Raw genomic sequence first — 13,144 nt, 5'->3', positions numbered from 1 at the left:
CAACAGCAGTTGATTATATAGATGAGGCACTTATCATACTCACAGGTTCCTAATCATAGTGATTCGATCAACAAAAAGTCAAAAAATATGAAGAATCTCTCTCCTTAATTCTTCTTTCTTGTCAATAGAGCTATTATCGTCAGTACCCCACATGTTAACAAAACACCAAATCCAGGGGTCTCATTTGATTTAGACTCTGTCTTATTATCAGTTTTTTCCTTCATTATTTCTTCTAATGATTCATTCAATCCCGAGGTGGCATTTGCAGAAGATTCCTCTTTTTGTGAGATTGCAGTTATAGCAAAGGGTGAAAATCCGGGGGTTTCTGATTCATATGTGAAATAATCCTTATCTTCACCTATAACTTCAGTAGGAAGCTGGGTCCATTCACCATCATTATATCGGCAAAGGACAATTGAAGATGGTTCTACATCATTATCAGAAATCCATTCTTTACTTACCCTGAATCCAACTACAGGATCCTCCATATCATCTTCATCAAAGGCGACATTGCCAACCCAGATATTCAGGTTCTGATAGACTTTTCCTGGTGCAGAAGAATCCACCAACGCTGATGTATCCTTGAGGACTTCAACTGATGTTTTGGTTTGACCTTCATTGGAAAGGCTTGTAAACTGGATGGTCATTAAATCAATATCATCTTCACTGAACTCATATCTTACATCTTCACCTGCAGCCACCTTACTTACCTGTGCATGCTTGGAGGCGATATTTTCAAACTCTTCACCTGTGGCTCCACCACCTCCTCCACCACTTCCACCATTCCCTGAAGAATCATCTTCTGAAGGAACAGTAGTTTTTTTGTTATTGATATCAACGGTTTTGTTTGTAGATAGTACACTTCCATGCAAATTTGCAGTATTTGCCATATCAATGTCTTCTGGATAAATTGCAGTAGTATCACCTGCATTTCCAGTCACATTAAAGTGTAAATTAAATATATTTCCTGAAGATCCGTTTCTTATGGAAATGCTACTATCCGGTGTAGTCAAAGTTATAGAATGAACATTATCCCCTGTAAGAATAGTCCATCCGTTTGTGAGGTCACCGACTTCTACAGATTCAAGGAACAAAACTGATTCATTGTATTGTATATCACATTTAATGGTCTGGATTGGACCATTGGAAACATTTTGAATAATGATTGGAATTGATAGTGTATCGTTCTCATTTGCTTCATAATCTTCCTTTAATCCGATTAAATCCGCCATAACAAGACTTTCAGTTGAATTGGCTCCTATCGGCAATAGTAAAGTGATTATAAGTATAGATAGAATCCCAAACAAGACTTTCACTTTTTTTAGAGTCATATATTCTCCTGTATTTATAAGAATTATTTAGATTCTTGAGTTTCACTCCAATACTATATCTCCGACACTGGCTTGTATCATCATATTAACGTCTACTGCATCTGCAAATTCTTCATTCTTATCAAGATCAAAATAACGATCTGATGCTAAGTTTCCTACACTAGCCTGCATCATCATGTTAACGTCTACTGCATCTGCAGAAATACCATTTCCATCAAGATCACCAGTAATTATCATATTGGAATCTCTATAGATATCGGAACCGGCGGATATTTGTACAGATATTTCTTCAGAGTAGAAACCTGGCTTGTCGAATATGATATTATATGCCCCAGGCTCAATATTTGTAAATATATAATATCCTGAAGTGTTAGTAGTGTTTTTAGCAATCAGATTTCCAGATTGCATAAGAGATACATCAGCATTTTCAATATTTGTGCCATTAAAGTTGTAGCTAACATTACCAGACAATCTTCCTGGGGCTTCTATTGTAAAAATGCCAGTTTTGGAAGAAGCATAACCATGTAAATTTGCAGTATTTGCTAAATCAACATTCCATGGAATTAGCTCAGTACTTTCACCAGACTTTCCAACTACGGAAAATGTTATATTACAGATCTGTCCAGATGATTCGTTTTGGATAGTAAGTTCACTATCAGAAGTAGTCAGAGTGATTGAATGTTCATTGATACCTTTAGATACTGTCCATCCTGATGTGAGATTACCTGAGTCTATAGATTCAAGAGATAGAATTGATTCATTATATTGTATATCACATTTAATGGTCTGGATTGGACCATTTGAAACATTGAGAAGTTCTAATGGAATAGTTAAAGTACTGTCTTCTACTGCACTTGAATCATTAAAACCGATTGATTTAGCCATGCATATAATGTTCTCATCGATAGTAATATAGTCAATTTTTGTTTCAGTATCATCAGCTACATCGTTAATTGCAGTAAGACTGACATTATAGTTTCCGTAATTTGTGTACGTATGTGTTGGATTTTGGTCTGTTGAAGTATTGCCGTCACCAAAATCCCAAAGCCATTGTGTGGGTTCTTTTGATGACAAATCTGTAAATTTCACAGACAGTGGCGGAACAACCCCTGAAGTAACATTGGATGTAAAGTCAGAAACCGGAGGATATACAGATATGAAATTATGCAATTGAGGGTACCCATCATTTATGGATCCGTGAATAAACCATGCATTATCAAAATCCCAATTTGTGTATGTTGATTGCTCTTTCATTTCGATAGTAGTTTTTGGTATACCTTTTCCTGTATCACTTTGTCCTGATGTTTCTTTGTTGTAGTAACTATCAGAAACATCACCACTATTTTCAGCAACAAGACCACCCAAATAATCATTGCCGTTTATATTTCCAATAGCATAACAATTAGTAACACCACCAGCATCATTATAACCAACTAAACCACCCATATACCAGTGGCCATTAACATTTCCGGTTGCATAACTGTTTTTGATTTTTACGTAGCTATCATGAGAAATACTATCATAATTATAATTATAACCAACTAAACCACCACCATAATTTCCGTTGGTTGTTACGTTTCCTTTAGCATAACTGTTAGTGATTGTCACGTAACCATCATAATAACCGTGATTATAACCAACTAAACCACCTGCACGGTCGCCATAACTTGTTACATTTCCTGTAGCATAGCTGTTTGTGATTGTCAAATGACCACCATAATAACCGTGATTATAACCAACTAAACCACCTGCACGGTCGCCATAACTTGTTACATTTCCTGTAGCATAGCTGTTTGTAATAATCAAATTACCACTATTATGACCATAATTATAACCAACTAAACTACCCACGTTTGAATTACCAATCACATTTCCTGTAGCATAGCTATTTGTGATTGTTACGTAGTTACCATCATATCCATTATTATAACCGACTAAGATTCCTACATTTGAGTCACCAATTACGTGTCCTGCAACATGACTATTAGTAATACTGCCACTATTGCCACCAACTAAGCCTCCAGTATGCTTTCCGTTGCTTGTTATATTCCCTGTAGCATAGCTATCAGAAACATTACCTTCATTTCTGCCGATTAAACCACCTGCATAGTCGCCGTTGCTGGTCACGTTTCCATTTGAATTGGTATTAGTAACATTACCACTATTATAACCGATTAAGGTGCCCACATTTGAGTCACCATTCATATTTCCTGTAACATAGATATTGTTAACTTCACCCTGGAAATGCCTACCAACAACTCCTCCTACATATGTGAATCCACTTACATTGATGTTCTCAAGCCTTAGATCAACTATCAGTAAGCCATCATTTTTGCGGGTAAAACCGAATAAACCTACATATTCTGAAGAAGAATTATTGATATATAGATTTGATATTGTGTAATTATTACCATCAAGAAAACCGGTAAATCTGTAATCATAATCACCGATTGGTTCAAAACCTGCACCATCATTCCACTCAGATGTTGCAGATGCATCAATATTATTAATCAATACATAATTTGCACCCAAGTCATTCTGTATATTTTGAAGCTCATTTACATTCGATATTTGATATGGATTCTCAGCAGAACCATCTCCACCTGCAAATGCAACAGCTGGAACAGTAATTAATATTATACAAAATAAGAATGAAATAATGGGATATTTTACAATTGATATATCGGTTACTTTTTTTCTGATAATACTGTATTTATCTTTTGACATAGTTTCAGATGTGACTCGACAACACTTAAATTTTACTATATGAATCGAATATTAATTTGAAGTTCTTTTATATTCCAAAATATTTGATAGCTGTTAAAGGTAAAAACTATAAATTTGTTCAATCTTTATTATTAACATTAATTTACTTTATTCCACTAATCGGGAAAATTATCCATCACAACCGATTCAAAAATCACAAGACAAAACACCAATTTTCGGGCCATATTTTCTAATTTTCCCACCTCCAAGATGTCCTACATTATCTCTTTTATAATCCGGTTTCATTTCTGATTTAAACCATTTGGAATCAATTTTATAAATTGAATATTTGTGAATACCATTAACCGGGCTTGTTTTGTCCTCAAGTATCGCAATCACATTGTCAACTCTGTCTAAGACATTATGTGGGATACCTATCCTATTATTACTTTTATGGGCACTCTTTATGACAACTTTTTGGCCATCAAGTATAGTTTCATTGCTATTATTTCCGTTATCGAGTAATTTCACACCAAAGTTTTTTGCTGCATATTTGGCCATAAGATGACCAAAATTATTACCGGCTCTCCCTGAGTCCTCATCTTGAACCATGCATCTCACCTTTATAAATAATTAGTTAAGTTATGTGCAAAATGTTCAAACCCTATTGGATAATATTCCACTTCACCGAATAGTCTTCTATATCTATTATGGAGATCTCCGTTTTTAGTCTCTGGATTGATAATTATAATTCTTGGAGAATTTCCGTCTTGCCTAAACAAGGATTTCTTCAATAGGTATTGAATATGTATATCAGATTCAGGCATCGAATATCCAATAAAATATACTCGTGTAGCTTTTTGAAGTACGTTTTCAGCTTGAAACCAAATGGATACTAGAAAAGGATTTTCATACGATTTTGTAAAAGTAGGTGGTACAACTATTGGTCTTTGCATTGAAGTTTCTTTACAAAAATCAGAGTCGCAAGGTTCAGATTTAGTATATATGTTCATGACACCCTTTTTTCTAGGTGTTAATTTTATTGAATTACATGTTGGACAATATATCCAATTCAGACTTCCATGTAATTTCAATAAAGGAACGGTTTTTTTACTTGGAATATGCCGATTGTTATTATCTTGCATTTCACCTTCTCTATATGTTACATTTCGAAATCTTATTCCATATTCAATATCAATATTAAAAGGGGTTCTGTTGCTATATTTCATCAATGCATTGTCTAGTAAAATGTCATAGTTCAGACTTACAAAGCTACATTTTTTCCACATATCAGATTGTATAGATAACAAATTATTTACAAAATCTCTGTGTATTCCTTTTGGAAATTTCAACTTCTTGTTTAGTATATCACATATACAATAAATCAAATTATCTCGGAGACAACTAAGTTTTTTTATATCCCACTCAGATGATATATTTTCCTGCTTCTGTAATGCAATGTCAATTGGTCCAAGAATTTCTTCAAAAGTAGGAATATTTGGATTATTCCATTCATAATGGTAGATATCTTTTAGATATTTTTTAACCATACTCACTTTCTCGTCATTGCTGGACGATTTAAATGATTCTTCCAATAATTGTGTAGTAAGTATGCCTCCCTCAGGTTTGGACGCACCAGCCCCAAAGAAAAAGACAACTTGTTCATTATCCCAATTGATGCTTTGATTCGTTTCAGTAAACATATATATCAACTCTACTTGTTTTTTGTTAAATACTCCAATAAAATACCTTTATTTAGGCTCATACCCCATTTCTATTACTTTTGTATACAAATCCCCTAGCAGAATTACTAATATTAAATAAAATAAATAAGACAAAATAATATACTTACAATAATTTCAATCGTAATGATTCTATTTTTATTATTCACTAAATAATTTCCTATTAATGAATAGAAAGTAAGTATAAAAAGGTTTAAGTTAAAAAGATATTCAAGATTTATACCTGAATATAAAATATATGTGTTACATATAATGTTTATAATAATTTCTAAGTAATAACTATAAATATTAATAATTTCATAGGGTTGTATTTTTCTATCCTACCTATAACCCCGCACCAACCAATCGGGTTATAGGTAGGGTAGAAAAATGCAACCCCTGAAATTATTAATGGAATATATGTTTAAGGTCTATTATAACTAATTATATAAAACTATAAGAATTTTATTAATAAACATCAACATGGGTATCTGCATCAATTTCTCCTTTGACTGAAATTTGATGTATCAAAGATATAATTAAAAGGATAATACTGTTTTATTAAATGAAAATTAAAAGCATTAGACCTTATTGATGTAAGATATAAAAAGAAAAAAAATCATCTTTGGAAATGTATTAGAAAATTCTTTAGGCAACTAGTTATAATACTTTTACAATTCCTTTGGTAGAAGGTATCTTATTTGAAGGTATGGAATATTACTACACCCCGCTTCTGAAGCAATTCTTATGAGTTTAAGCACAGCGGTATTTTCTCTTAATGCGAAAACATTAAAGATTGATTAAAACCTTTTCATTTATAGATGGAAAAACAATAATCAATTTGGATTTCTGTGAGATACAAAAATGAATCGATATAAACCAGAAAGTTTGACACTTACTGGTGCTGTATCTTTAGGCACCGGAGTAATGATCGGTGCGGGTATATTCGCATTGCTGGGACAAATAGCAGAGTTGGCTGGAACATTATTTCCCCTTATATTTTTTATAGGCGCAATTGTGACGGCTTTCAGCGCATATTCTTACATAAAATTTTCCAATGCCTACCCTTCCGCAGGAGGAATTGCCATGTATCTGGAAAAGGCATATGGAAAAGGAGTAATTACCGGATTTAGCGCGTTGCTAATGGCTTTTTCAATGGTGATTAATGAAAGTCTTGTTGCCCGAACTTTTGGAACATATACACTGCAATTATTCGATATCAACCAGGGAAGCTTTCTTGTACCGATCTTAGGTGTAGGATTACTCATATTCGCTTTTGCAATCAATATATCTGGTAACGTGGTAATAGAAAAATTTTCATTTTTTATGGCTTTGATCAAAATAGCTGCGATCTCCATATTTGGGATCGTTGGACTATGGGTTGCTGATTTTTCTTTTACAAGTGCATCCACAGGTACAATTGATAATGCCACAGGTGGCTATCTCGCAGCCATAGCATTGTCAGTGCTTGCATACAAGGGTTTTACAACTATTACCAACAGCGGCTCAGAGATCGTGGACCCTCATCGCAATGTGAGCAGAGCAATAATCATTTCTATAACGATCTGTGCTATTGTTTATCTTTTAGTATCATTTGCAGTTGTAGGAAGTCTTACCCTGCCTGAGATTATCGAGGCAAGGGATTTTGCACTGGCAGAGGCAGCAAAGCCCTTTTTTGGTAATTATGGATTATGGTTCACAGTCGCATTAGCGATCATTGCAACCCTTTCCGGTATAATTGCAAGCATTTTTGCGGTCTCCCGTATGCTTGCAATGTTAACGGACATGAAGATAATACCACACAGACACTTTGGTATGCCAGGAAATATCCAAAATCACACTCTTGTATACACAGTTGTTGTCGCCATATTGTTGACGATATTTTTTGATCTAAGCAGGATAGCCTCTCTTGGTGCTATCTTTTATCTATTAATGGACATTATCATACATTGGGGACTTCTGCGCCATATGCGTGAAGAAATTAATGTAAACCCATATATTGTGGCCACAGCAATCATTCTTGATGCAGTTGTCCTTGGTGCTCTTCTGGTGACAAAAGCATCCACAGATATGTTTTTAGTTGCCATATCCCTGATCCTTATAGTACTCATCTTTATTGGTGTAAAATGGTTCATAGGGTCAAGACCCAATATAGATGAGTAATAATAGATTGGCACAGGAGCGGATTTGTTGACCAAATTGAGTATTCTAAAAAATCAATGTTTATAATCATTTTTTGAGAACATATCTTCAGAAGCAAAAGTTTAATAGCAATACAATGTGCATATTTAAAAAGGGAAGTGGTGATATCATGGGAATTATAGACCCGAGATTGATGGCAGTTATAGATCCTGTATGCAAAATGGAAATTGATGAAATGGCTGCAAAGTTCAAGAGTGAATATAAAGGAGAAAAATACCACTTTTGTTCCCTTTCATGCAAAAAAAATTCGATGAAGATCCAGAAAAATATATTGAATTTTATTCAGGAGGAAAATAATGAAAATTGTCGTTGCTGACCCAATATACCTTCCTGAAGAATATCGAAAAAAACTGGAGGTAATTGGTCAGTTACGTATTTTCGATACAATGCCTTCTTCATTGGATGAATTTATTGAAAGGATAAAAGATGCAGACATCATCCTGATTGGAAGGTATGGATTTTCAAATGAAGCTTTTCTTCATGCCAAAAATCTCAAGATGATTTCCGTCTGGCAGACTGGATATGACCACATAGATCTTGATTCAGCAACTGAAAATAAAGTGATAGTATCAAATGTGTCTGGCTACGCCTTCGATTCGGTGGCAGAGATGGTTTTTGCTTTTGCTCTTAATTTGTTCAGAAGAGTGCATATAGCTGATAGTAAAATACGCAAAGGAATGTTCGATTGGCGCGATTATGTAGGCAACCAGTTAATGGGTAAGACGATCGGAGTAATCGGGACCGGAAACATAGGTATAAGGGTGATACAGATTGCCCATGGGTTTAATATGAATGTAATTTCCACAACTGCTCATCCTAATCCACAAAAAGAACTGAGATTAGGAGTCAAATTAGTGGACCTTGATACCTTACTTTCAGAATCTGATATTGTTACCTTACATGTCCCACTCACGCCTGATACAGAAAAAATGATTGGAGAGGCAGAACTTGCAAAAATGAAATCATCTTCAATCCTTATAAATACATCAAGGGGAAAAGTAGTCGATGAGGCTGCATTGATAAAAACGCTTCAAGAAAGAAAAATCAGAGGGTCAGGACTTGATGTTTTTGAAAACGAACCACTTCCAGAAGATAGTGCTCTTATGGAACTGGATAATGTTGTCCTCACACCCCATATAGCATTCCTTTCAGAAGAATCACTTGAGGAGTGTACATATATCTGTATAGAAAATGTGGAGAAATTTGTGGAAGGTGAACCTCAGAACATTGTAAATCCAGAAGTTCTAGGCAAATAAATAAAATTACCCTATAGTATGAGCATAAATTCATTACAGCCATTTTAAATTTAAGATAAAAGAATTTTCAAGTCCGTGGGAAGAATCTATGAAAAAGCTAACATTTAATTTTCTGATCGAGACTTTGATGTTCTTAGATCTCATGTTATTAGTTGGAATCGGGCTTTCTCTACTACTTAAAATGCATTTATTTGGAGACATCCATCTCTATTTGGGTTTGGTATTGTTTGGTTTAATTTTAGTTCACATATATCTGCATTGGAATTCAGTCATGAAAATGTATCAAAGAACTGTAAATGATCCGAGAAAAAGAAAAATTTATGGTGTAATTTACATATTTGCTTGTCTAGTATTGTTGATTGGAATTATAATTCATCATCTCATTTATCCCAATTGAAAGCTCTCTGAATTGAAGTTCCAAAGATAAGGACAAAGAGAAACTCAGAAACAAAATGTGAGTGGGAAATTAAATGAAAGTTAATAAGTACAGATTATTAACAGTGATTCTGACAACATTTATGGTCATCATTATTCTTTCCGTATCAGTAACAGCAGAAACCTATGTAATAGGCGACCAAAAAAAACCAGTAGTTATGCCTGTAGAAGGTGCCACATATATTGGAGCAGACGAGTGCGAGATCTGCCATTCAGAAATTTATGAATATTGGAACTTATCAGGTCACAAAAACATTCTCATGACACCGGATGAAGCTCTTGAAATTAGGTCTGACCTACCAATGCCTGAAGGCTATGAAAAAGATGATGTACTCTATGTTATCGGTGGATGGGGGTGGAAATCCAGATACATCAGCAACCACGGATACATCATAACAAAAACCGGAGATAATCTAGAAATCAATGGTTCGAACCAATATAACATTGAGACTGAAGAATGGGTGGATTATCATGCAGGAGAGGTTCTGGAATATGATTGTCAGAATTGTCATACCACCGGAGCATCCTATGATGAAAGAATGGAAAACCTTCCTGGAATAAATGGTTCATGGGAATTCAGTGGAATTCAATGTGAAGCGTGCCATGGAGCTGGTAGTGAGCATGTAGCAGAAAAGGGGATTAGAGGTGTTGCAATTACTGTAAATGAAAATGCTTCGTTCTGTGGTCAATGTCACAGACGTGGAGCTGAAGATAACAAGATTCCTGCAAGTGATGGATTCGTCAGACACAATGAACAATACCAGGAATTGCTGGCATCGGGAAACATGTCAGATCTAAACTGTGTTGTTTGTCATGACCCGCACAAGCCTGTTCATGAGGGTGCTACTAATCAGATAGATGAATTTGGGATTATCACCCATTGTGGGGACTGCCATCCAACAGCTGCACAAATATACGAAGAGTCGATTATGGGAAGTGCAGGAGTGGAGTGTGTGGACTGCCACATGCCAAAGAACGTCAAATCTGCGGTCAATACATCCCCCTATAAAGCAGATATAAGTTCACACCTCTTTAGGATCAATACAAGTGTGAATGCCAGGTTTATTTATGTTGATGTAGAAGATGGAAATGAGTATGCAAATCCATACATCACACTGGAGTATTCTTGCATTTCTTGCCATATAGACAAAGATAAAGAATGGGCCGCTCAAACAACACCTTTTGTAGTGGACCATAACGTGAAGGAGGAAACACCTGTTTCACCACCTCCTGAAGAAACGCCTGGACTCGGAGTGATTATTGCAGCTACGATGCTGTTCATAGGTTATATATTTAGAAAAGAGTAATTTGACGTGTAAATCTGTTTTTGAATTCCAATTAAAGCAATATAAAGTATATCAATGCCGATGGGGATAATTTGCCAGTTTTAAGTCCAAAAGAGGTTGCAGACCTATACAGGAAAAGAGCAAAGAATTATGATATTAGCGCTTGCCTGTATTATTTGATTGGTTTTAGATTACATCATTATAGAGTTCTCACAATTGACTCCCTTGATATCAAGAAAGGTGATACAGTCGTAGAATTGGGCTGTGGCACAGGTCTCAATTTTCCATTGCTGCAACAAAAGATTGGAAAAGAGGGCAAGATAATAGGAGTGGACATTACTGATAAAATGCTCGAAAAGGCAGAGAAGTGGGTCAAGAAAAATAACTGGGAAAATGTTGAGTTAGTTCATTGTGATGTTTCTCAATACAATATCCCAAAAGGTGTTGGTGCAGTCTTCTCAACATTTGCATTGACACTATCTCCAGACTATGACAAGGTGATAAGGAATTGCAGCGAATCTCTGAGCAAAGTGGTAGAATTGCAATTCTTGATTTCAAAATGCCGGATGATTACATGAGACATCTTGCACCCTTGTTGATAGTAGTTACTAAGCCTTTTGGTGTCAGGGAAGAACTTCAGCATAGGCATTTGTGGAAATCTGTTGAAAGGTATTTCCAAAAATCTTCACTGAGAAAAATGTATGGAGGATTTGTTTACTAATCTGTGGGAATAAAAGACTAAGATAATACTGGCTCAGATAAATCAGATGCGGTAGTCAGCTTTAAGTTGTAGAATTAAGGTTAGATCATCAGATATCATCCAGCTTATCCTTAACATCCTCAATAGTTTTTTTATATTTTCCACGTCTTTTTAATATGGACGAGATATATATTAAGAATTAAACCAACTTTCAATGAGTCAAATAATAGTAGTACACGTAGAAACATGATTATAAAAATCTTTTGAGGAAAGAAATCTTTTCATCCTTTCGATACACCTTTGTTAATTTGTCCAATCAATGTACTTGAAAAGGTTTTGTTTTAAACTCATTCAAAAATATCTATCATTTCCTTGCAGTGGTAGCAAATTTGATTATGGGTGTGCTTTCCTTCCTAGATATCAAAGATAAATTCGAATAATACTATTTTGTTCTGAATGAACTTATAGTAATATTTAAAATTTAGTTCACTTAAATGATTTCAACTTGAAACTATAGACTTGTAATATTTAATATAACATATTAACAAGTCCTTTACAACACCCAAAACCTATATGCAGTATCAAAATCAACATAATCATTAGCATTAACTTAAAGTGACTGATGATTATAGTTTTAGGGAGTGGTACAATGGATGGATATATGGGTTACTATGGTTTTGGCTACGGCCATATGCTACTTGGACTTTTATTCTGGATATTTATAATTGTAGGCACGATTATAGTTATAAAATGGTTCACTGATCAGAACAAAAATCGTGAAGAAGCAAAAGAAGAAGCTTCCGCCCTTGAAGTTGCTAAAATCAGATATGCTAAAGGAGAAATTACTAAAGAGGAATTTGAGGAGATCAAAAAAGACATTATTTGAAAGAAGGGACACAACATGAAAACTTCTTTTCTTCTGGTTGCTGCATTGCTTGTTATAGTAGGAACCGTTGGTATTGGCTATTTGGTTTATTTAGAATCAAATGCCAGATATGCACCTGTAGGTTCAGGCCAATATCCCATGGATACATATCAGGGAGATTATATGTCTGGTCAGTATCAAGTAACAGACTTTGAGTCAAATGGGGAAATGATTTATTATACCGGCTTTAACGATTCAGGCTACAGATTAAGTATGACCGCTGGTCCTCGCTGGGTCTATGTACATGGTAGCAGCTGTGTTAACTGCCATGGAGTGGATGGAAAAGGAGGAGCCCCCATAATGATGGGATACGTGGTACCAGCCGATATTACCTACGATAGTTTGACATCTGAAGAGCATGTAGGACATATACCATACACAGATGAGACAATCAAGATAGTCATAAGAGAGGGCATAGACCCTGAAGGACAACCACTTGACTCAACTATGCCAAGATGGAGAATGACGGATGAAGATCTGGATGATTTGATTGAGTACCTGAAAACATTATAAAGTAGATGATTTAATTTTTTGCTCTGCAATACCAAGCTTTCATTTTCCACAATTATCGGTGATGGAATC

The 13,144-nt window shown here is 35.1% G+C and carries 11 protein-coding genes; 7 read left to right on the top strand and 4 right to left on the bottom strand.

The window, feature by feature from the left end:
• Positions 1–104: 104 nt before the first annotated feature.
• The 4 genes from MMAH_RS06515 to MMAH_RS06500 form a co-directional block, all read right to left on the bottom strand.
• A complete protein-coding gene (locus tag MMAH_RS06515) occupies positions 105–1,331 on the bottom strand; it encodes a PGF-pre-PGF domain-containing protein (protein WP_013037754.1) in 1,227 nt (408 codons plus the stop codon).
• 42 nt (positions 1,332–1,373) lie between these two features.
• Positions 1,374–4,058 carry a GLUG motif-containing protein gene (locus MMAH_RS06510; protein ID WP_013037753.1) on the bottom strand — a complete coding sequence of 895 codons (2,685 nt, stop codon included), beginning with the start codon at positions 4,056–4,058 and terminating at the stop codon, positions 1,374–1,376.
• A 186-nt stretch (positions 4,059–4,244) separates the two neighbouring features.
• Positions 4,245–4,649 carry a hypothetical protein gene (locus MMAH_RS06505; protein WP_013037752.1) on the bottom strand — a complete coding sequence of 135 codons (405 nt, stop codon included), beginning with the start codon at positions 4,647–4,649 and terminating at the stop codon, positions 4,245–4,247.
• Positions 4,650–4,660: 11 nt separating this feature from the next.
• Positions 4,661–5,740, bottom strand: coding sequence for an SIR2 family protein (locus MMAH_RS06500; protein WP_013037751.1), 1,080 nt, complete (start codon positions 5,738–5,740; stop codon positions 4,661–4,663).
• A gap of 882 nt (positions 5,741–6,622) precedes the next feature.
• On the opposite strand from MMAH_RS06500, the gene MMAH_RS06495 reads away from it, so the two are divergent.
• The 7 genes from MMAH_RS06495 to MMAH_RS06465 all read left to right on the top strand — a co-directional run bounded on the left by MMAH_RS06495 (position 6,623) and on the right by MMAH_RS06465 (position 13,075).
• On the top strand, positions 6,623–7,921 hold the full coding sequence (locus MMAH_RS06495; protein ID WP_013037750.1) for an APC family permease: 1,299 nt from the start codon (positions 6,623–6,625) through the stop codon (positions 7,919–7,921).
• A gap of 148 nt (positions 7,922–8,069) precedes the next feature.
• On the top strand, positions 8,070–8,276 hold the full coding sequence (locus MMAH_RS10360) for a YHS domain-containing protein (RefSeq protein WP_013037749.1): 207 nt from the start codon (positions 8,070–8,072) through the stop codon (positions 8,274–8,276).
• Complete coding sequence (locus tag MMAH_RS06490; RefSeq protein ID WP_013037748.1) at positions 8,257–9,216, top strand: 2-hydroxyacid dehydrogenase; 960 nt, start codon at positions 8,257–8,259, stop codon at positions 9,214–9,216. The genes MMAH_RS10360 and MMAH_RS06490 overlap by 20 nt, the downstream gene beginning before the upstream one ends.
• Before the next feature lie 470 nt (positions 9,217–9,686).
• On the top strand, positions 9,687–10,958 hold the full coding sequence (locus MMAH_RS06480) for a multiheme c-type cytochrome (protein ID WP_013037746.1): 1,272 nt from the start codon (positions 9,687–9,689) through the stop codon (positions 10,956–10,958).
• Between the two features lie 71 nt (positions 10,959–11,029).
• Positions 11,030–11,515: a class I SAM-dependent methyltransferase gene (locus MMAH_RS06475; RefSeq protein WP_013037745.1), complete on the top strand. Its 486-nt coding sequence runs from the start codon at positions 11,030–11,032 to the stop codon at positions 11,513–11,515.
• Between the two features lie 771 nt (positions 11,516–12,286).
• Positions 12,287–12,523, top strand: coding sequence for an SHOCT domain-containing protein (locus MMAH_RS06470; RefSeq protein WP_013037744.1), 237 nt, complete (start codon positions 12,287–12,289; stop codon positions 12,521–12,523).
• Between the two features lie 15 nt (positions 12,524–12,538).
• Positions 12,539–13,075: a c-type cytochrome gene (locus MMAH_RS06465; RefSeq protein WP_013037743.1), complete on the top strand. Its 537-nt coding sequence runs from the start codon at positions 12,539–12,541 to the stop codon at positions 13,073–13,075.
• Positions 13,076–13,144 lie beyond the last annotated feature (69 nt).

Origin of the sequence: Methanohalophilus mahii DSM 5219 (assembly GCF_000025865.1) — an archaeon.
Lineage (GTDB): Archaea > Halobacteriota > Methanosarcinia > Methanosarcinales > Methanosarcinaceae > Methanohalophilus > Methanohalophilus mahii.
Note: the sequence above shows the minus strand (reverse complement) of the source record. Positions and strands in the feature narration are given on the sequence as shown.

Coding starts and splice junctions, on each gene's coding strand:
- MMAH_RS06480 (WP_013037746.1), top strand. CDS start 9,687: ATGAAAGTTAATAAGTACAGATTATTAACAGTGATTCTGACAACATTT.
- MMAH_RS06490 (WP_013037748.1), top strand. CDS start 8,257: ATGAAAATTGTCGTTGCTGACCCAATATACCTTCCTGAAGAATATCGA.
- MMAH_RS06495 (WP_013037750.1), top strand. CDS start 6,623: ATGAATCGATATAAACCAGAAAGTTTGACACTTACTGGTGCTGTATCT.
- MMAH_RS10360 (WP_013037749.1), top strand. CDS start 8,070: ATGGGAATTATAGACCCGAGATTGATGGCAGTTATAGATCCTGTATGC.
- MMAH_RS06515 (WP_013037754.1), bottom strand. CDS start 1,331: ATGACTCTAAAAAAAGTGAAAGTCTTGTTTGGGATTCTATCTATACTT.
- MMAH_RS06470 (WP_013037744.1), top strand. CDS start 12,287: ATGGATGGATATATGGGTTACTATGGTTTTGGCTACGGCCATATGCTA.
- MMAH_RS06465 (WP_013037743.1), top strand. CDS start 12,539: ATGAAAACTTCTTTTCTTCTGGTTGCTGCATTGCTTGTTATAGTAGGA.
- MMAH_RS06500 (WP_013037751.1), bottom strand. CDS start 5,740: ATGTTTACTGAAACGAATCAAAGCATCAATTGGGATAATGAACAAGTT.
- MMAH_RS06505 (WP_013037752.1), bottom strand. CDS start 4,649: ATGGTTCAAGATGAGGACTCAGGGAGAGCCGGTAATAATTTTGGTCAT.
- MMAH_RS06510 (WP_013037753.1), bottom strand. CDS start 4,058: ATGTCAAAAGATAAATACAGTATTATCAGAAAAAAAGTAACCGATATA.